Below are 18,999 nucleotides of genomic sequence, written 5' to 3'. Positions count from 1 at the left end.
CAGCAACTTCAGGTACTTTCTCATCTTTGCCTCTTTACGTCAACAGAACCTAACAGGGATAGCTTTTAGCTCTTAGCTTTTGAAATTTAATTAGGATTTTAAAATCCAAACAATCATACTTGGATTTACCAACGCCGTAACTTTAGGTTTGTAGATAACGCTGATATATTTCTCGCGCTAGAGGCTTACTAGCACTAGCCACATAGCGAAAATTATAGGTGCGTAGTTTTTCTAGTCCTCCCAAGGCTTGAAATACATCTCTGCATTCAGTAAAATCAATACCTGTTCGATCGATTAGAGAACCATTTTTTTGTTTCAAAAAAGCGATCGCGCCACAGACATCCCAGAAAGAACCTTTTCCCATCAAAGCAAAGTCAAGTCTTGCCCTTTGGCGATTTTGGGAATCACAGCACCACCAAAGTGTCGGAACAGCAGCCCCTAACTGACGACGCTTGAGAATTAGCCCGAACTGCACGTTCTCGAAGGTGCTATCGATGCCATAAAATTGTGCTTCTGCTAAATTTTCTAGAGATTTAACCAAGGGAACTATATTCTGACTATAAAAGGTTTCTCCATTGAAAGGTAAAGAAATTATCCCTTCTTCGATTACACCATTTCTAACGAAGCCGATAGAGATTGCCCAAATCGGTATTCCCGCCTTAAAATTTGCAGTACCATCAAGAGGATCGACCAGAAACCAGGTTTTATCCTGAGATGGTTTATCTTCATCTTCTTCCTCTGCCACGATTCCCGATCTGGGAAAGTATTGTTCAATAGCAGCTAAAATCATCTGCTGCGATTGCCGATCTACTTCAGAAACCAAGTCAAACTTATAAGTTTTGGTTTGGAATACGATGTTTGTATCGGTAAAGGCTCGTTTCTGATATTTAGCTACATCTACAACTGTTGGCAAAAGAATTTCAATCATATAGGATAAATAATTTCTAGATCGATCGGTTGAATCAATTAGTTTCTGAACGTTCTGTATAAATAGATGGAATGTCCCAAGCCTCTGTCACGCTACCGTCAACTATACGCCACACAACTACTGCGTCTAGGGCGATCGCCTTATTTTGGAACACCATCTTGTCTCTGACGTGAGTAACTACCAACTCATCTCCAATCGGAGTAGCGGAGACGGGTTTAACTCGAAAAGTACCGCCTGTTACTACTTCCAGTTTCTCAAAGAAGTTTTGCAGACCATCTATTCCATGATAGTCACCCCGAACATCTGGGAGTTTGTCATTAAAAAAATGCCAAACGAAGTTTTCGGCAAACAGGTTAGCAGTTTCAGGATTAAAAAAACGCCAGATAAAATTTTCGGCAAACAGATTAGCTTTGTTAGCTGTCTGACTGGGTTCTAATTGTTTCATTAGAGCAATGTTAGGATGTTCCTGAGTCATATCTACATTTCTCCTTCGTTGACACAGTATTAGCGTGATCGATTCTGCTAATTTCGATAAGCTTTAGCTGAAGCTCTAATCCAAATTGAGGCAGCAATAGTAAAGGGAATCAGAAAAAAGAGCGTTCCCGATATTATGGGATGTTCTCTAATTACTGAAAATGAAGCCATTCCTGCTACGCCAAGTCCACAATAAATTAAACCAGCGATCGGTAACCCAACAACTAGCAGAAATAATCGTGTATTAGAGTTTGTAAAAATTGTGTCTCGTGATTCGATCGCCATTGTGGTTTCCTCCATCACTTTCCATCTAGATCGATCTTATAATCTGAACCGAGCTTAGTAACCTGACGATAAGGCTAGAAATTGTACCTGGCACAACTAATAGGTATTGCTGTTAGCTAATTCAAGATTGTTGACTTTGTCTGTTGCTTCCCTGGCAAAATCGATAGGTACTATTATATATTTTTTGCTTCATCTGTCTGATTTTTTGCGCAAAAACCCCTTCTCTGTCTTAGTTGTAGCTAATACGAAAGCTAGCAGAAATTATTTTAAAAATACTATTCACAATACTCCTAGAATACAGAGTTACCTTAACTTCCTAGGTTCCTCTAAGCTGAAACAGTAGATTTTTAGCAACCTTCAATCCCATCAAAACTGCCGTTTATTGCTCAAGAATATGGATATCTCTTCAAAGTCTATCAAAAGAAAACTCTCTTCAATAGAGAGAATCAAAGCCAATAGTAATTATTTAAGAGAACCTTTAGCAACGGAGCTTTTACAAGATACGACTCATTTTAGCGAAGCTGCTCTGCAAATACTTAAATTTCACGGTTCTTATCAACAAGATAACCGAGATAATCGAGTCAAAGGGCAAGAGAAAGACTACCAAATGATGCTACGAACTCGAACTCCTGGAGGATATGTTCCACCTCAATTTTATCTGGCTCTAGATCGTTTATCAGAAGTATATGGCGATCGCTCTCTTAGAGTTACTAGCCGTCAAGCATTTCAAATGCATGGCATCCTCAAGCAAGATCTGAAAACAGTTATTGCTGATATTGTTCACAGCATGGGATCGACTTTGGGGGCTTGTGGCGATCTCAATCGTAATGTGATGGCACCACCTGCTCCTTTTAAAAATCGCCCAGAATATCAATATGCCTGGGAATACGCTAATAAAGTTGCTAATCTGTTTACACCCCAAACTGGTGCTTATTACGAAATTTGGCTCGATGGTGAAAAGGCTATCAGTGCCGAAGAAGTTGGCGAACACAAACTAGCACGACAGCAAGACCTCAATGCTGAAATATATACTAATGATGTAGAACCACTTTACGGTTCGAGCTATCTACCCAGAAAGTTCAAGTGTTGTGTAACTGTCCCAGGAGATAATTCGGTTGATGTTTATACCCACGATATTAGTTTGGTAGTGATTACCAACCAAGATGGCGAACTAGAAGGATTTGATGTCTTGACTGGTGGGGGAATGGGGCGTACTCACAACAAAGAAGAAACCTTTGCTCGTCTCTCCGATCCTCTTGGCTATGTAGCCGAAGAAGAGCTTTACAAGTTGTTAAAAGCAATTGGTGCGATCCAAAGAGATTATGGCGATCGCTCCAATCGTCTTCACGCTAGAATGAAGTACCTAATACATGATTGGGGGATTGACAAGTTTAAAGCTAAAGTCGAATCTTATTTTAGCAAACCCTTAAAACCCTTTAGAGAACTCCCAGAATGGCAGTATCGAGATTTCTTAGGTTGGCATGAACAAGGAGATGGCAAACTGTTTCTCGGTATTTCCATTGAGAATGGACGGGTTCGAGATCTAGGTAGTCTAAAACTAAAAACTGCCTTGAGAAAAATTGTCGAGCAATTCAATTTACCATTGCGCTTGACTCCCAGTCACAACATTATTTTCTATGAGATAGAGCGATCGCAACAAGAATTAATTGAAATAATTCTAGAAACTCATGGCGTTGAAATTAATCCCGACCGACTAAATAATCTAAATCGCTATGGGATGGCATGTCCAGCATTACCCACCTGTGGTTTAGCAATTACCGAATCAGAAAGAGCCTTCCCCGATGTACTGCAAGGAATTAACCAATTACTGGAAAAGCTCAACATGGCTAACGAAAAGCTCATAATTCGTATGACGGGCTGTCCTAATGGTTGCGTTCGTCCTTACTTGGCAGAATTAGGCTTCGTTGGTAGTGCGCCTGGGACTTATCAAGTATGGCTTGGAGGAACGACCGATGGTACTAAACTCGCCCAACCATGTGTGCAAAGACTACAAATTGAAAATTTAGAAGCTTTTTTAGAACCGATCTTGCTATATTTCCAGGCAAATCGTGAATTAAACGAAAGTTTTGGAGTTTTTTGTAATCGTATCGGGCTAGATAACTTGTTGCGAATTCAGAAATAGTATCAAATCCTGTTAAACAAGCATAATATGAGTTAGAGAGAGGCAGAAGGAAAGAAACGTCTTAAGAAAACACTGAGAAATAATTCGCTCAAGAAAAGGATTAATTTAAGGGCATTATAAAGATGAAACAGTGGTATGAAAAGCTATATGAACACTACGGAGTGAAGTACGATCGCGAAAACTTCACTCAAGGAACTATTGGAGAATGCGATTTTCTCGAACAAGAGATTAATTACAATAAAAACTGCAAAATATTAGATATAGGATGTGGAACAGGCAGGCATTCCATTGAATTAGCTAAGAGGGGATACACGGTTGTCGGGATTGATTTATCAAAATCACTTTTGCAACGTGCCAGAGAAAAAGCCGCCGCACAAAATCTGCAAATCGCTTTCCTACAATGTGATGCCAGAAATCTTACTTATTTAAACGAATTTGATTTGGTCATTATGCTCTGTGAAGGCGGATTTTCCTTGATGGAAACTGATGAGATGAATTTTCAAATTCTTCAGAATGCTGCCAATGCTTTGAAGCCAAAAGGAAAATTGATTTTTACCACTTTGAATGCTTTGTTTCCTCTGTTTCATTCTGTCAAAGAATTTCTCGACTCCCAAGTCCAAGAAGAAAATTCAACCCTTGATAATATTTCATTCGAGCTAATGACTTTTCGGGAATTTAACACACTGTCTTGTGAAGACGATCTGGGAAACAAAAAACAACTGCAATGTAATGTGAGATATTATGCGCCATCTGAAATAACTTGGCTATTGAAGAGGCTGGATCTTACAACCATTGATATATTTGGTGCAAAGCTAGGTGCTTTTAGTCGAGATGATAAATTAACCACTGAAGATTTTGAAATGCTAGTAATAGCAGAAGGCTAATTGCTACTGTTGATGGCGATCGCCATTTAATTCATTTACTCGATTAACTCCTAGATGACAAGGAAGTCATAAAGCTTACTAGATAATTGTCACATCTGGGGTACCTACTTCGTCTTATTCGAGCGGCAAGGCATTTATTTCAACTTCTCACGTATTTGTTTGAGAACTTTGACAGCTATCTGTAATTCTTTGACATCTATATCTTCGGCTAAATTTATTGCCACACTAGCAATTTGTCGATTTAACTCTTGGAAAACAGCTTCACCTTTTGCAGTTAAACGCAGCAATTTGGAACGTTTGTGGGCAGGATTATCAACTAATTCGATTACTCCCTCAGCAATCATATTGTTGGCTAATTTTTGTATATGTTGTCGCGATACAGGGCGCGATCTCGCTAGCTGCGGTACAGTTTGCGCACCTTCTTGCTTTAAGCTTCGCATTAATCCCCAATAACCACTGCCATTGGGGGTAACAGCACCGATTTGTTGACCCATAGCTCTTAACCGAAAAAACGTAGCAATGGTTTCACTCATCAACTCTTCCATTACCTTTCCTGCCAATTTCAGATTGGTCTTTTCTTCACTGGTCATAACTGTAATGTTTCGATAAATAATAAAATGACAACTAAGTTGTCATAATAGCAACTAAGTTGTCATAATTTTAGTATGACCAAATTTACTTTGACAATTGTTTAGATGTTTGGTCGGAGTTTTAAAAATGGAAATTAAACAATATACAGCGCGACACATCATTTCTCAGTTTGGGAATCCTAGAGGATTCTTGGGATACCTAGTAGGGCAAGCAATGGCAGTTAAAAATCGTGCCAGAATTCAATGGGCAGTCGAATTATTAGACGTGCAGAAAAGCGATTGCATTTTAGAAATTGGTTTTGGTCCAGGTTTGGCAGTTAGAGAAATTTCCAAAGCTGCAACTAGTGGATTTATTGCAGGTATAGATCGCTCAGAATTAATGGTAAGACAAGCCAGTCATCTTAATAGAAAGGCGATCGCACGAGGAAAAGTAGAACTAAAACAGAGTTCGGCAGATAAACCGCTTGACTATCTTTCAGACAGCTTTGATAAAGTCTTGGCGATTAATTCTCATTTCTTTTGGGAAAATCCCACTTTGAGTTTTCAAGAAGTGCGGCGAGTTTTAAAACCTGATGGGTTACTGTTTGTTATTTGGCAGCCTCGTTGGGCTAAGACAGAAGAACAAGTAAAAAATAGTGCCAATGAAACGAGCGAACAATTATCTAATGCAGGATTTGAACTTACAGAGTTAAAGTTTAAACCCCTTAAACCCGTAACTGGTATTTGTGCGATCGCTCTTAAATCCGCTTCAAAGCATACCAGAAATTCTAACTCGAAGGTACTAACAAATGAATAAACATCGAAAAGGCAGCAGTTATGTACTTTGGCTCGGCATTCTCTTTGGATTGGGAGGTTTGCATCGTCTTTACAATGGTAAAGTAACGACAGGAATACTATGGCTATGTACGGGTGGATTATTTGGTATTGGTCAAATAATCGATTTGTTTTTGATTCCGAGAATGGTAGAAGCAAAGGAAAAGCAATTATTAACAGACAGCAACTCATCATGGAACAGCTTTTGCGATCACTCTCATACACTTCCAAAATCCGAACTGATGTTAGAAAGCGGTCAAGCAATGGTTGATTCGTCAATTGCCAAACTTGTTAAAGTGGCTGAATCAACAGGAGGTGAGTTATCGGTTACTCAGGGTGTTATTGCCACAGGTCTCAAATTTATTGAAGTAGAAGATTTATTGAATGAGTTAGTCAAAACCGACTATGTTGAGATTGACAATGATCCAAAAACAGGCACTGTCATCTACCGATTTCGAGAATTAGCATCTGATACTAAATCCGATTCTGAAAACCTACTTTTAAATTGAGCCTACATTATTTTCCTTATCGCATCATTTGAAATAACTTTAGATATCCGCAAAACCAGAGCATTAGCTGGCTAAGAGCGGTGCGCCACAAAAACATACGCTACCGTATTGACAGCAGATTATTTTTTATCTAAACTAGAAACATACGCTAACGTATGGTGAAAAGATTGGCTCTAACAAAAATAGATTGGATTGATGCGGGATGGGTGCTGATGGCAAACAAAGGTGTTGCTGCCGTAAAAGTAGAAGTGCTAGCTCGTCAACTAGACGTGAGTAAGGGTAGCTTTTATTGGCATTTCAAGAACCGCCAGGAGTTGTTAGAGGGGATTTTGCAGCGTTGGGAAAATGAAACCATGTGGCTGATCGAAGAATCCCAAAAAGCAGCTACGCCAAAAGAACGACTCATCAGACTATTTGCTTTGGCAGATGAGATGTGTAACCAGCCAGATCCCGAAGCAGCAATCTTTATCTGGGCAAACCAAGAGCCAGCAGTTCAAGAAAGAGTACGTATTATCGAAACCAAACGGGTTAGCTATCTCGAGCGATTGTTGCAAGACTATGGCTTTGATGAGGCTGAAGCCCGACATAAAGCAGAGATCGGCTACTTCGCTGTTATGGGTTTTTGGGAACGCCAAGAACGAGATCGAAAATTCGATCTCAGCATGAGAGAGTTTGGTGATTTTTTAATTGACTTGCTGTTGTCTCCAGTAAAGAAAAGGAATAAAGAAGGTTGGAGCAAGAATTATGGACAGACTGCAAAAGATACCGTTAAATCATAAGTTGATACTTGCTACGTGTCTGGCGGGGTTGGCACTTGTCGGCGTGACGACTATCTACAGTATCAGTCAAACTGCTACGGAAGAGGAAACTGAGATTCAGCCTCAACCAATTAGAGCAGTGACAGCTTTAGGCAGAATTGAACCTCAAGGAAGATTAATTCAGCTTGCTCCTTCGCCAGATTTGGGAGGAGCGAAAATAGCTCAGTTATTAGTGAAAGAAGGCGATCGCGTTAAAGCTGGAGAGACGATCGCCCTATTAGATAATCATCAACGAGCCAATGCAGCCGTAGAATTAGCTCGTCAGGAAGTAAAGGTAGCACAAGCCGATCTAGCTATTATTAGAGCGGGAGCAAAACAAGGAGACATCAACGCTCAAGCAGCTAACCTCAAACGAGTTAAAGCAGAACTAGAAGGCGAACTAGCAGCAGATGAAGCAGAGATTGCCCGTCTAGAAGCGCAATTGCGTACCGAAACCTTAGAAAAACAGGCTACAAGCGATCGCCTCAAGGCAGAATTAGCCAACGCCGAAAGTGAATTCCAACGTTATCGAGATTTATTCCAAGAAGGAGTAATTTCCGAATCAGAATTTGATTCCCGTGGTTTAGCAGTAGATACCGCTCAAAAAGCCGTTACAGAAGCCCAAGCTAGTTACAATCGCACTCTCGATACTTTACAACAAGAAATCGAGCGCGCCAAAGCGATCGCCCGACAAAATAACGACACTCTACAAGAACAAATTGCAGAGGCAGAAGCTACTTTAGATAGCATTGGTGAAGTCAGAGAAGTAGATGTGATTAAAGCACAGTCAGAAGTAGAGCGCGCGATCGCTAGCTTACGCCAAGCGCAAGAAGATTTAGAACTTACCATCGTCAAAGCACCCAAGGATGGACAGATCGTCAAAATTACTGCTTACCCAGGAGAAATAGTTGGTGAAGACGGGGTTGTGGAATTTGCTCAAACCAGCAAGATGATGGTAGTTGCCGAAGTATACGAAAGCGATATTGCCAAAGTCAAACTAGGACAAACTACCACTATTAAAAGTGAAACAGGAGCATTTAAGGGAGAAATTACGGGTAAAGTCAGACAAATTGGCTTAAAAATTGGCAAACAAGACGTTCTCGATACCGATCCTGCTGCTGATGTCGATAGCAGAGTGTTAGAAGTCAAAATCTACCTCGATTCCCAAACCAGCCAGCGTGTAGCTCATTTAACTAACTCTAAAGCGATCGTCAAAATCAATGAACAATGAGCAATGAGCAATGAACAATTAACAATTAACAATTAACAACCAACAGAACAATGAAAACACCACTCTCTTGGTTACAGTTAAGCCATGAAAAAGTCCGTTTGCTAATTGCTTTAGCAGGGATTGGTTTTGCGGATATGCTGATGTTTATTCAGTTAGGTTTCCAAGCATCTTTATTTGATAGTAGTGTTACTTTTCACAAGGCTTTGAAGGGGGATATATTTTTGATGAGTCCCCAGTCAGATGCTTTAGGCTTTACCGAACCCTTTTCCGAACGGCGTTTATATGAATCAGCAGCAATTGACGAGGTAGAATCTGTAGTTCCAATCTATCTCGATTATGGTTCTTGGAAAAATCCCATCGATCGCAACACCCGCACTATTTTAACTATTGGTTTTAACCCTGCTAAGGATACTTTAGGTTTGCCAGGGATTAAAGAAAATATCGATCGGGTAAAACTTCCCGATGTAGTATTGTTTGACGATCGCTCTCGTGCCGAATTTGGAGCAATTCCCGATCTGCTGAAACAACAAGAAACGGTAACTACAGAAGTTTCTTTTCGCAAAGTTAAGGTAGACGGACTATTTACGATGGGAGCTTCCTTTGCTGCCGATGGTAACATTATTACCAGCGATACTAACTTTTTACGCATCTTTCCCGAACGTCAAAAAGGGTTAGTTGATGTGGGAATTATTAATCTCAAGCCTGGGGCAAATATCGAACAAGCCCTAGTAACATTAAAAGCAAAACTACCAAATGATGTAGAAATATTCAATCGCGAAGAGTTTATTCAAGAGGAAATATCCTATTGGCAAACTGCTACGGCAATTGGTTTTATTTTCACTCTGGGAACGGCGATCGGTTTTGTGGTTGGGACGGTTATTGTTTACCAAATTCTCTATACCGATGTGGCAAATCACCTATCAGAATATGCCACCCTCAAAGCGATGGGATACAAAGATAGTTATTTCGTAGTTTTAGTATTTCAAGAAGCAGTAATTTTAGCTGTATTAGGTTTTATACCTGGTTATTTTATCGCTACGGGATTATACAGCCTGGCAGCAGGTGCGACCGCTTTACCTCTAGCAATGACAGCTAATCGAGCCATAACCGTATTAATTCTAACTATTATCATGTGTTGTGCTTCTGGTACTGTCGCCGTGAGAAAATTAAGTGCAGCCGATCCCGCAGATATTTTTTAGTTAATTGTTGATTGTTAATTGTTAATGGTTGATTGGGCTATGGGTAGACCAGATTTTGAAAATTTGAGAGTTTATCAATTATCAGAACAATTAGCCAATGAAATTTGGAAAATTGTCGCAACTTGGGAATATTTTTCTAAAGATACATTAGGCAAACAAATAGTACGTTCGGCGGATAGTATTGGAGCAAATATTGCGGAAGGTAATGGTCGTTACAACAGTAAAGACAACCAAAGATTTGTAAAAATAGCTAGAGGTTCTTTGTATGAAACAATTCATTGGTTAAGACTTGCTTACTACCGCAAATTAATCACTACAAAGCAAATAAACAATATTAAACCAATTATTGACGAACTATCGCCAAAACTCAACGCCTATCTGAACTCTCTTCGTAAAGCCGATCGCAACTAATTTGTGTTCGAGCAATCTCTAACAATCAACAAGCAATCGAAATGAACAGTAACCAATCAATAATTAACCATCAACAATCAACAATCAACAATCGACAGTCAACAAACAATCGAGTAGTCAATATTCAAAACCTCAATCACTTTTTTGGCGAAGGAAAGTTAAGAAAACAAATATTATTTGATATTAATCTGGTACTTAATTCGGGAGAAGTGATTATCTTAAAAGGACCTTCTGGTTCTGGGAAAACTACTCTTTTAACTTTGATGGGTGGATTGCGATCACCCCAGTTCGGTAGTTTAAAAGTGTTTGGCGAAGAGTTAGTTGGAGCGAACAAAAACCAACTTGTAGAAACTAGAAGAAATATTGGCTATATCTTCCAGGCGCATAATTTATTGGCTTCTTTAACTGCCAAACAAAATGTACAGATGTCATTGGAGTTACACGACGGAATAAAAAGAGCCGAAGTAGAGAAAAGAGCGATCGCTCTTCTGTCATCTGTAGGCTTGGGAGAACATATCGATTATTATCCCCAAAACCTTTCTGGAGGACAAAAACAACGGGTAGCGATCGCTCGTGCTTTAGTTTCCCATCCGAAGCTAGTTCTAGCCGATGAACCTACCGCAGCTCTAGATAGTAAATCGGGTCGGGATATAGTGGAATTAATGCAGCAGCTAGCCAGAGAACAAGGTTGCACGATTTTAATCGTAACTCATGACAACCGCATTCTGGATGTAGCAGATCGCCTGGTGGAGTTAGAAGACGGCAGAATTACCCTCGATTCTCAACGATAAATATCAATACAGAAATACTCAGATTACTAAGATACACGCGATCTACGATCGACAATTAACAAAATAATGAAAACACTAAGACTAATTTTAGGGATTGCTCTAACTAGCTGTGGAATACTGGCTGTATTTAGACCTCCTCCAGTAATAGCAGCAGAAAATATTTCTTTTTCCCTATCTTTTCTGGGAGAATTTACCTTACCAGTCGAAGATTTAGAGATTTTTGCCAAAGAGGGTCGTATTACCCCAAAATTTGCTTACTATGCAGATCTTATAGAGCCAAGAACCCGCCAACAACTGCGCCACATTTTACAAACAAGTTTTACAAAAGATCCTGTAAAGGTTTATCGCCTAACTAATACACCGATGGGAGAGGATTTTCTCAGGCAGATGGGCAATATAATCTACACTCATCCTCAAAGCAATGGTTTTTATGCTATTCGTGCAGCTCTAATTCAGGCATCAGGAGAACCAGAGGGGTTAACGGCGATTAATTTTTTGCGTCATTTTCCGACCAAAGAAATCCATTTGAACGCCAATACGATTTTTTCTTTTATTCAGCAGGCAGAAAAGTTTTTTGACTATAGGGATAGTACGGTAAAAGCGATCGCCCAGCAAGCAGAGCGAGAAATTGTTTCACGCTCGAACGCCGAAATTGAAAAAATACCAGATCTACGTCAGCCAGGAGATCGTCAGGTAAACCAAACAACAATAACTTTTCCTGTTGACGAGCTGCGTCAAACTGATTCTGGTTTTGCTGGTAATTACAATTTAGATGTGGACATCTACTCGTCGCAAAAATCAAACCAGCCTGCACCATTGGTAATCATCACCCACGGCTTTGGTTCTCATCGTTCTGATTTTGACTATTTAGCCAAACATTTAGCTTCTTATGGTTATGTAGTTGCTATACCCGAACATATTGGCAGTAGTCATCGATACAAACAAGCTTATATGCGAGGAGAAGTGAGTGTAGCGGTTAGTCCAGTAGAATTTTACAGTCGTCCGCGAGACATTACTTATCTATTGGATCGTTTAGAACAACATCCCGATTATCAACAACAAATTAACTGGTCACAGATTGGAGTATTGGGTCATTCTTTGGGTGGAACTACTGCCTTAGTAGTTTCTGGTGCGCCGTTGAATCTGACTAGACTAACAGATGTCTGCGGTCGCGATCGCTTTCCTCTGAATATTTCTCTATTTTTGCAGTGTCGCGCCAGTAGCTTACCTCCAGGAAATTACAATCTTCGAGATCCCCGAATTAAAGCTGTAGCAGCATTCAATCCCGTTATTAGTTCGGTGCTGGGAATTGAAAGTATGCAGCAAATCGCTCTTCCTACGCTAATTGTTGGCGGAACGAGAGATTTTGTCTCGCCCTACATAGATGAGCAAGTACATCCTTTTTTGTGGTTGACTACTCCTCATAAGTATCTGGCGACCATAGTTAATGGCAGTCATTTTTCTACGGTAGGTGAAGCCAATATCGTCGATATTAACAATTTTATCAACGGTTCTGAGGCAAATTTTGGTCAAGACTATCTTAAAGCTCTGAGTTTGGCTTTTTTAGAAGTTCATTTACGCGATCGTCCAGAATATCGCGCCTCTCTGACGGCTGCTTATGGTTACAAAATTAGTAATCCCAAATTACCCCTGCATTTAATTCAATCTCTCACCTCAGAACAATTAGAATCAGCCTATGGCAAAACTCCGCCTATAACTCCTATCCCCGAATCGCTAGTAACAGAAAAATCTCAGCCAAACCGCAACGTTCTAGCAGAAATCGAACAAACAGGTGTCCTCAAGGTGGGAATGAGGACTGATGCAGCACCTTTTGGCTACACCGAGCGAGAAAATTATTGGAATGGTTATTGTGCCGATCTTGCCGATGCATTAGGCGATCGCTTGACTAAAAAATTAAACACGTCTACTTCGATTAAAGTAGTTAAAATACCGTCTTCTCTAGCTAATCGATTTAAATTAGTAGAACAAGGATTGGTTCATCTAGAATGCGGTCCTAATTCTATCGTCAGCGATCGAGAAGAAATAACTTTCTCAGATCCTTTCTTTAGTAGCGGAACTCGATTTTTGATTAACAAAACTAAAGCTTCTCGACTCGATTTTAGTAGTTCACTTGAAGGCTTAAAATTGGGTGTTTTAGGAGCAACTACCAATAAACAATTTTTACAACAAAACTATCCCAATGCAGAAATAGTAGCTTTTGAAAGCATGGATGGCAGAAGTAAGGCGATACAAGCAATTAAAGATGGCACTATTGATGCGTTTGCTAGTGATAGTGTTCTATTAATGGGCGAATTAGATCGCCGAGGTTTGAATAGAAAAAACTATCAAACCATACCCGCGCAGCCTCTGACCTGCGATTATTATGGGCTAATTTTGCCCAAAAACGACTCTCTATGGCTTAATACGGTTAATAGCTTTATTTACGACCGTGCTTCTAAATCAATTTTCAATCGCTGGCTAACAAATTATTACGATCGAGCAATTGCCGATTTGGATTATTGTCAAAATTGACTTCCTCAATAAGGCTTGCGGTGATTATGGAAATTTTATTACTGCTCAACAGCTATCAAAATTAAAAATAAATTAAATCGATTTACCAGAAAAGATGAACTCCAAGCCAGTTTTTTACCAAATAATTGCTTACGCTTTAGCTTTCGTCTTACCCCCTCTAATCATTGGTATTGTAGCGATCGCTTTTTCCTTTTCAGCCCTAATGCACGGAAGTCCCGAACATTTTTTAACTCAGGGTGTTAATTTTCCAAGCTACGATCGCAGCAAACAAACTGCTGTGATTTTGGTGTCCAATGAGGGAACAGAAATAACCGACTTGCTAGTTCCCTACGAAATATTTTCTGCTTCTGGTAAATTTAATGTTTACACCGTAGCACCAGAACGCCAAATATCTCCCTTGAATGGCGGAGTAGATATTATTCCTCATTTTTCCTTTGCCGAATTCGAGCGAAATGTAGGAACCAATCCAGATTTAATCGTTATACCTGCTGTTCATAATTGGCAAAACCCCGCACTAATCAACTGGATTATCGAGCATCATAACGAAAAAAACACTATTCTTTCTATTTGCGAAGGTGCAAGACTTCTAGCTGCTACGGGACTATTGGAAAATCATCAAGCTACTACTCATTGGTTGGCGATTGGCTCTTTGAAGAAACAGTATCCTAATACTGATTGGGTTAAAGATGTTAAATATATCGATGATGGCAACATTATTACCAGTCCTGGCATAATTACAGGAGCGATGAATGGTTCTCTTCATACTTTAGAAAAACTAGCAGGAACAAGTGTAGCCAGAGAAGTCGCTCAAAAGTTACATTATCCATTTACAGATTCAGCCAAATTTGAGTCACCCAGCCTTAAATTAAAGGATAGTCTCTGGTTACTAACTGCCGCTTATCAATGGCACAAACAAAACATCGGCGTGTTTCTCAATGACGGGATTGGTGAAATTAATCTGACTGCGGTTTTAGATACCTATCCGCAATCGTTTACTGCGAAAACTATATCCATTGCTTCCGAAAGAAAGGTAATTCACTCTCAATACGGACTTACTTTAGTTCCTCGCCACGATTTTGCTACGACTACTAAACTCGATCGCCTGTTAGTGTTAGATAACCAACCTCATTTAGATTTGGAAACTTGGGCTAGAAGTAAATACGATCTCGAACCAGAATCTTTAAGTTCCCTCTCGAAAGATGATGACAGGTTTATCTTCGATAATGTTTTACAGGATTTGGCACGACGAGAAAATAAACCCTTAGCAGAAATTGTGGCAAAAACTCTTGAAGATCCCGTAGATTCAACTAATCTTGAAGGAACAGGTATTCCGATTTGGTTGTTTTTAAAACCCTTGGCGAGATCGCTTTAGCTAGTGTAACAGCGATCGCAATCATACTAAACAAAAAATATGTCTCTATCTCCGAGTATTTCGAGAGTGTTTCCAAGATCGAAGTAACAGAAGAACATAAACTATGAATATCTTTATCGTCACGGCTGGTTCGCGAGGGGATGTTCAGCCTTTTGTCGCTTTGGGTAAGGGTTTAAAAGCGAAAGGTCATGAAGTCACGCTCTGCACCTGTTCCCGCTTTGAACCATTTATCACCGAGCATGGCTTAAATTACGGCTATATGAACGATAATCTACTCAAACTGCTCGATTCAGAAGTTGGGCGAGAAGTAATTGAAAGCAGTGGCAATTTGTTGGGCTTAGTTAAAACAACCCTAACCTTGTTCAAAGAAGCCAAAGAACTCAATCGGGAAATGTTCCAAGATGCCTGGAATGTAGCACAAGCAGCACAGCCAGATATTCTCATCTTTCATCCCAAAATACTAGCAGGTTCGCATATCGCAGAGAAGTTAAATATTCCCACAATTATGGCTACTCTAGTGCCTGCGATCGTGCCTACTGCTGAATCTGTCGCCATTGGCTTCCCCAACTTGAAACTTGGCTCTTGGTACAATAAATTTTCCTATTGGATTTTGCACCAAGGCTACCATCTGTACGATGATGTCATCAACGAATTTCGTCAGAATATACTCGGTCTGGGAAAACTACCTAAATCCATAAATCCAATACAAATGTCTAATGGTCAACCCTTGCCGATTTTACATGGCTACAGCGAACTGGTTTCTCCCCGTCCTGGTGATTGGTCTGATACAGTTCGCGTTTCTGGCTATTGGTTTTTGGAAGTAAAAGACGATTATCAACCGTCAGCCGAACTGATAAATTTTCTAGAAGCTGGCGAAGCACCAGTTTGTGTCGGATTTGGTAGCATGGCAGGACGCGATCCCCAGCGAATGACTGAGATAGTCGTGGATGCGTTTCAACAAGCTGAGGTAAGGGGCATCATTGTTACTGGTTGGGGTGGTTTAAATCCTAACCATCTACCGAAAACAATCTTCAAGATTGACAATATTCCCTATGACTGGCTTTTTCCTCGTGTATCTGTGGTGGTTCACCACGGTGGCGCGGGTACAACAGCGCAGGATTGCGCGCAGGTAAACCGACCATCGTTTGTCCTTTTCTAGTTGACCAGCCTTATTGGGGAGAACGGGTTTATGCCCTGGGAGTTGGCAGTAAACCAATTCCCCAACAGCAATTAACCGCAAAGAAGCTTGCTAATGCGATTCGGGCGACTATAACAAATCTAGAAATTCGAGCCAATGCTGAAGAGTTAGGTAAAAAACTCCGTAACGAAGACGGCATTAGAAAGGCGATCGCAATGATCGAAAGCATAGCAATACAAAGAAAAACCGCTAAGTAATAAACAAGAACCCTTAAAAACCAAGTTTCAGGCTGAAAGTATGACGCTTTGCCGTATGGTTGGGAACACTAAGATTGTGCCAAAAATCTCTTGGGCGTCACACCAACCTGACGCTTGAAATGCCGAGTGAAATGACTCTGGTGGGAAAATCCCAGTTCGTAAGCAACCTCAGCGATCGCCATGTTCTGCCGAATAAGCATTACCTTAGCCTTTTCAATCCGCTGATGAATAATATACTGATGTGGCGATCGCCCAGTCGCTTGTTTAAATTGGGTCAAAAAATAATTGGGGCTAATTCGGGCAATTGTCGCCAACTCTGCTAAAGAAAGATTTCGATCTAAATGTGCATGGATGTATTCTAAGACTGGATGAAGCTTGTATCTAGGCAAGCATCCAGGAGAAAAAGGTTGACACGTCGTTAAATTACAGTAATGCCGAAGTAGATGAGCAGATAATGCTGCAATTAAAGAATCCATATAGAGTTGTCCTTCCTGTCCCAGAGTTTCTAACTCCCCTCTCAATGCGAGTCCAATTCCATATAGCGAGGAGTCTGGCGTGATGAATTGTGGTAAGACTTCTATCGATTGCCCAGAAATAGCATCTCCCAAACACTGTTCAAATCTTTGTGGAGCAAGCCACAAAGCCAAGTAGGTATGCTCGTGATTCCAATAAACGCGGTGAATCGTCTGAGCGGGGATGAGAATGATATCGCCAGTTTTTACTTCTCCTGTCTGGTAATGCCCCGCTGTAACCTGCTCGACTCGGGTCGGTGAAGGGACTTCCGTATGAATTACAAGCAAATGTTGTTGATAGGAGTTATCTGGAAGCTCGGTCGGTGGATGCCGATAGTGTGCCAATTCGACCCCCGCCGAAAATACAGGATTTTGTAACGGGGTTGCACCCTGCTGATGATGCTCCCCAACAGTTTCTCCGCTCTTGTAATTCATGACTCGCGATCTAGACAGAGACATTAAAATTAATGCTGTCCGATAAATCTTTGTCAATCCATTATGGCACATCACTACATGTTACGATTTTTGCACTAGAGTAAGAACGTGCTGAAAAACAGAAAAAAGTGCAAGAAATATCAGAAGAAAAATCTTTCAATAGAGTTAGTCGATTTTAGATGTCAAGAAAATGATGACGAGAGTACGTTTCATCATTTTCTTGACTGCAAGAATCGCTCACCCAATTAACCTATTGGAGGTAATGACACTATGAAAGCTCAACCGCTTATTTTAAAACCCAAAGACTACAGTCCCGCCTTGAATGTGGTCGGCACTAAGGTTACTGTGCTGGTGTCAAATTTGTTGACACGATCCTATGAGATTACACTACAATCGGGCGACGAAGGGACTGGACCACCACTGCACAGCCATGCCTGGGATGAGTCCTTCTATGTCCTTACAGGGACAATCGAATTCACCTGCGCAGGCGCTGGTACCCTCGTACATGTACCCGCTGGCACCGTACACAGTTTTCGCTACGGTGTCAACGGTGGCAAGATGCTTGAACTCACTGGCAAAGGTAGCTTGGCTACACGGGCGTTTACTGCTGTTAGTGAGGCTATGCCCCTTGAGCGTCCAGAACCCTCTGAGATTCCAGATCTGGTGGAGGTACTAACGGTACTTAAACAATTTAAACAGACAAAATAAGATAGAATACCTTTGCTGATTAACTTTAACATTATTCTAAAGCCCGATCGCACTTACTTTATGAAAGAAACTACTCCCGCAGCCATGCCTCCCTGTTTCGATAGATGAGATGGTGTCAAAAGTTTGATGATTTACTGAGAACTAAAGCGCAAAAAAGGGAATTCAGACATTATTTAGGAGGATTATTAGGGGAAAGTGAGCGAAAAAATGTATCTCAAATGGCTAAAGACGCAGTAGAGGTCACATACCACAAATTACACCATTTCTTAACTGAAGCAACTTGGTCAGCGAACAAGATAAATGAACGTCGCTTAGAAGTGATGAACAAGTGTAATCAAACGAGAATCAGTAAGGGATTTAGTCTAATTGTTGATGACTCTGGGCATAGAAAAAGTGGTAACTTTACCGCAGCAGTAGGTCGTCAATATATTGGGGAAATTGGGAAAACAGATAATGGCAATGTTGTAGTAACAACTCATCTATATGATGGCCAAAAAAGCTTACCTTTAGACATAGAACTATATCAACATGGTAATTCGTTGCCCGAAGGAAAGAAAGACAGAGAATTCAAGAAAAAACCCACCTTAGCCTTAGAATTAATCGATAAAAGTTTGAAGAGGGGATATCGACCAGGACTAGTATTAATAGATTCGTCCTATGGTAACAACACAACTGTTTTACTCGAACTGGAAAAAAAGAAATTAAAGTATATAGGAGGAATCGCTAAAAATCGTAATATTTTGGTTAAAACTCCATCAAATCAATTAGAAAAAATCAGAGTAGATGAATATGCTCAATGGTTATCTGATGAGGAATTTAAGGAGATTCAAATCCAGGGTGAAAAACCTAGAACCGTCTGGGTAGCAATAATAGAAGCAGAAATATCAAGGCTAGAAGGAATCAGAAAAATAGCTATCGTCATGAGTGCACCAATCTTTGAAGATGCTGAAGATATTGACTACTTACTCACAAATGTTGAGGGAGAAATAG

General features: G+C 40.4%; 17 protein-coding genes and 2 pseudogenes. 14 read left to right on the top strand and 5 right to left on the bottom strand.

The annotated features are described in order from the left end of the window. Positions 1 to 142 precede the first annotated feature (142 nt). Genes ACLFKQ_RS29580 through ACLFKQ_RS29570 form a run of 3 tightly spaced genes read right to left on the bottom strand, consistent with a single transcriptional unit; the run spans position 143 to position 1,702 of the window. Positions 143 to 928 carry an inositol monophosphatase family protein gene (locus ACLFKQ_RS29580; protein WP_449003191.1) on the bottom strand — a complete coding sequence of 262 codons (786 nt, stop codon included), beginning with the start codon at positions 926 to 928 and terminating at the stop codon, positions 143 to 145. A gap of 34 nt (positions 929 to 962) precedes the next feature. Next, a complete protein-coding gene (locus tag ACLFKQ_RS29575) occupies positions 963 to 1,403 on the bottom strand; it encodes a nuclear transport factor 2 family protein (RefSeq protein ID WP_449003190.1) in 441 nt (146 codons plus the stop codon). 47 nt (positions 1,404 to 1,450) lie between these two features. Continuing rightward, the gene (locus ACLFKQ_RS29570) at positions 1,451 to 1,702 is read right to left on the bottom strand and encodes a hypothetical protein (RefSeq protein ID WP_449003189.1); all 252 of its coding nucleotides are present in this window, start codon (positions 1,700 to 1,702) and stop codon (positions 1,451 to 1,453) included. Positions 1,703 to 2,081: 379 nt separating this feature from the next. Here ACLFKQ_RS29570 and sir point away from each other — a divergent pair, with 379 nt between their 5' ends. Together sir and ACLFKQ_RS29560 are read left to right on the top strand one after the other, a co-directional pair. Next, positions 2,082 to 3,830 (top strand): sulfite reductase, ferredoxin dependent, encoded by a 1,749-nt coding sequence (gene sir, locus ACLFKQ_RS29565; protein WP_449003188.1) that lies wholly within the window; start codon positions 2,082 to 2,084, stop codon positions 3,828 to 3,830. Positions 3,831 to 3,952: 122 nt separating this feature from the next. Then, the gene (locus ACLFKQ_RS29560) at positions 3,953 to 4,714 is read left to right on the top strand and encodes a class I SAM-dependent methyltransferase (RefSeq protein ID WP_449003187.1); all 762 of its coding nucleotides are present in this window, start codon (positions 3,953 to 3,955) and stop codon (positions 4,712 to 4,714) included. Between the two features lie 134 nt (positions 4,715 to 4,848). On the opposite strand, the gene ACLFKQ_RS29555 is transcribed toward ACLFKQ_RS29560, so the two are convergent. Then, entirely contained in the window at positions 4,849 to 5,304 is a 456-nt protein-coding gene (locus ACLFKQ_RS29555; RefSeq protein ID WP_449003186.1) for a MarR family winged helix-turn-helix transcriptional regulator, read from the bottom strand. A gap of 127 nt (positions 5,305 to 5,431) precedes the next feature. On the opposite strand from ACLFKQ_RS29555, the gene ACLFKQ_RS29550 reads away from it, so the two are divergent. The 10 genes and pseudogenes from ACLFKQ_RS29550 to ACLFKQ_RS29505 all read left to right on the top strand — a co-directional run bounded on the left by ACLFKQ_RS29550 (position 5,432) and on the right by ACLFKQ_RS29505 (position 16,354). Beyond that, the gene (locus ACLFKQ_RS29550) at positions 5,432 to 6,100 is read left to right on the top strand and encodes a class I SAM-dependent methyltransferase (protein WP_449003185.1); all 669 of its coding nucleotides are present in this window, start codon (positions 5,432 to 5,434) and stop codon (positions 6,098 to 6,100) included. Continuing rightward, positions 6,093 to 6,626, top strand: a complete 534-nt coding sequence (locus tag ACLFKQ_RS29545) for a TM2 domain-containing protein (RefSeq protein ID WP_449003184.1) — start codon at positions 6,093 to 6,095, stop codon at positions 6,624 to 6,626. The genes ACLFKQ_RS29550 and ACLFKQ_RS29545 overlap by 8 nt, the downstream gene beginning before the upstream one ends. A gap of 158 nt (positions 6,627 to 6,784) precedes the next feature. Next, entirely contained in the window at positions 6,785 to 7,405 is a 621-nt protein-coding gene (locus tag ACLFKQ_RS29540) for a TetR/AcrR family transcriptional regulator (RefSeq protein WP_449003195.1), read from the top strand. Next, the gene (locus tag ACLFKQ_RS29535; RefSeq protein WP_449003183.1) at positions 7,371 to 8,654 is read left to right on the top strand and encodes an HlyD family efflux transporter periplasmic adaptor subunit; all 1,284 of its coding nucleotides are present in this window, start codon (positions 7,371 to 7,373) and stop codon (positions 8,652 to 8,654) included. The genes ACLFKQ_RS29540 and ACLFKQ_RS29535 overlap by 35 nt, the downstream gene beginning before the upstream one ends. 50 nt (positions 8,655 to 8,704) lie before the next feature. Then, positions 8,705 to 9,853, top strand: coding sequence for an ABC transporter permease DevC (gene devC, locus ACLFKQ_RS29530; protein ID WP_449003182.1), 1,149 nt, complete (start codon positions 8,705 to 8,707; stop codon positions 9,851 to 9,853). Between the two features lie 39 nt (positions 9,854 to 9,892). Beyond that, entirely contained in the window at positions 9,893 to 10,264 is a 372-nt protein-coding gene (locus tag ACLFKQ_RS29525; RefSeq protein WP_449003194.1) for a four helix bundle protein, read from the top strand. Between the two features lie 41 nt (positions 10,265 to 10,305). Further along, a complete protein-coding gene (locus tag ACLFKQ_RS29520) occupies positions 10,306 to 11,055 on the top strand; it encodes a DevA family ABC transporter ATP-binding protein (RefSeq protein ID WP_449003181.1) in 750 nt (249 codons plus the stop codon). Positions 11,056 to 11,121: 66 nt separating this feature from the next. Then, a complete protein-coding gene (locus ACLFKQ_RS29515) occupies positions 11,122 to 13,587 on the top strand; it encodes an alpha/beta hydrolase (protein WP_449003180.1) in 2,466 nt (821 codons plus the stop codon). Positions 13,588 to 13,681: 94 nt separating this feature from the next. Then, the gene (locus tag ACLFKQ_RS29510; RefSeq protein ID WP_449003179.1) at positions 13,682 to 14,959 is read left to right on the top strand and encodes a DJ-1/PfpI family protein; all 1,278 of its coding nucleotides are present in this window, start codon (positions 13,682 to 13,684) and stop codon (positions 14,957 to 14,959) included. Between the two features lie 103 nt (positions 14,960 to 15,062). Continuing rightward, positions 15,063 to 16,354 (top strand): annotated as a pseudogene (locus ACLFKQ_RS29505) (glycosyltransferase). Between the two features lie 68 nt (positions 16,355 to 16,422). On the opposite strand, the gene ACLFKQ_RS29500 reads toward ACLFKQ_RS29505, so the two are convergent. After that, a complete protein-coding gene (locus ACLFKQ_RS29500) occupies positions 16,423 to 17,301 on the bottom strand; it encodes a helix-turn-helix domain-containing protein (RefSeq protein WP_449003178.1) in 879 nt (292 codons plus the stop codon). A 270-nt stretch (positions 17,302 to 17,571) separates the two neighbouring features. Between ACLFKQ_RS29500 and ACLFKQ_RS29495 the strand changes: the two genes are divergently transcribed. Next, positions 17,572 to 18,009: a cupin domain-containing protein gene (locus tag ACLFKQ_RS29495; RefSeq protein ID WP_449003177.1), complete on the top strand. Its 438-nt coding sequence runs from the start codon at positions 17,572 to 17,574 to the stop codon at positions 18,007 to 18,009. Between the two features lie 60 nt (positions 18,010 to 18,069). Next, positions 18,070 to 18,999: pseudogene (locus tag ACLFKQ_RS29490) on the top strand (IS701 family transposase); the annotation flags it as partial.

The organism is Myxosarcina sp. GI1(2024), from assembly GCF_053543375.1.
This window is presented reverse-complemented; position numbering and strand designations above follow the sequence as displayed.

What these genes read in the sequence shown, in the direction of transcription:
- ACLFKQ_RS29580 (WP_449003191.1), bottom strand. Translation starts at nt 928, where the DNA reads ATGATTGAAATTCTTTTGCCAACAGTTGTAGATGTAGCTAAATATCAG.
- ACLFKQ_RS29575 (WP_449003190.1), bottom strand. Translation starts at nt 1,403, where the DNA reads ATGACTCAGGAACATCCTAACATTGCTCTAATGAAACAATTAGAACCC.
- ACLFKQ_RS29570 (WP_449003189.1), bottom strand. Translation starts at nt 1,702, where the DNA reads ATGGAGGAAACCACAATGGCGATCGAATCACGAGACACAATTTTTACA.
- sir (WP_449003188.1), top strand. Translation starts at nt 2,082, where the DNA reads ATGGATATCTCTTCAAAGTCTATCAAAAGAAAACTCTCTTCAATAGAG.
- ACLFKQ_RS29560 (WP_449003187.1), top strand. Translation starts at nt 3,953, where the DNA reads ATGAAACAGTGGTATGAAAAGCTATATGAACACTACGGAGTGAAGTAC.
- ACLFKQ_RS29555 (WP_449003186.1), bottom strand. Translation starts at nt 5,304, where the DNA reads ATGACCAGTGAAGAAAAGACCAATCTGAAATTGGCAGGAAAGGTAATG.
- ACLFKQ_RS29550 (WP_449003185.1), top strand. Translation starts at nt 5,432, where the DNA reads ATGGAAATTAAACAATATACAGCGCGACACATCATTTCTCAGTTTGGG.
- ACLFKQ_RS29545 (WP_449003184.1), top strand. Translation starts at nt 6,093, where the DNA reads ATGAATAAACATCGAAAAGGCAGCAGTTATGTACTTTGGCTCGGCATT.
- ACLFKQ_RS29535 (WP_449003183.1), top strand. Translation starts at nt 7,371, where the DNA reads ATGGACAGACTGCAAAAGATACCGTTAAATCATAAGTTGATACTTGCT.
- devC (WP_449003182.1), top strand. Translation starts at nt 8,705, where the DNA reads ATGAAAACACCACTCTCTTGGTTACAGTTAAGCCATGAAAAAGTCCGT.
- ACLFKQ_RS29525 (WP_449003194.1), top strand. Translation starts at nt 9,893, where the DNA reads ATGGGTAGACCAGATTTTGAAAATTTGAGAGTTTATCAATTATCAGAA.
- ACLFKQ_RS29520 (WP_449003181.1), top strand. Translation starts at nt 10,306, where the DNA reads ATGAACAGTAACCAATCAATAATTAACCATCAACAATCAACAATCAAC.
- ACLFKQ_RS29515 (WP_449003180.1), top strand. Translation starts at nt 11,122, where the DNA reads ATGAAAACACTAAGACTAATTTTAGGGATTGCTCTAACTAGCTGTGGA.
- ACLFKQ_RS29510 (WP_449003179.1), top strand. Translation starts at nt 13,682, where the DNA reads ATGAACTCCAAGCCAGTTTTTTACCAAATAATTGCTTACGCTTTAGCT.
- ACLFKQ_RS29500 (WP_449003178.1), bottom strand. Translation starts at nt 17,301, where the DNA reads ATGAATTACAAGAGCGGAGAAACTGTTGGGGAGCATCATCAGCAGGGT.
- ACLFKQ_RS29495 (WP_449003177.1), top strand. Translation starts at nt 17,572, where the DNA reads ATGAAAGCTCAACCGCTTATTTTAAAACCCAAAGACTACAGTCCCGCC.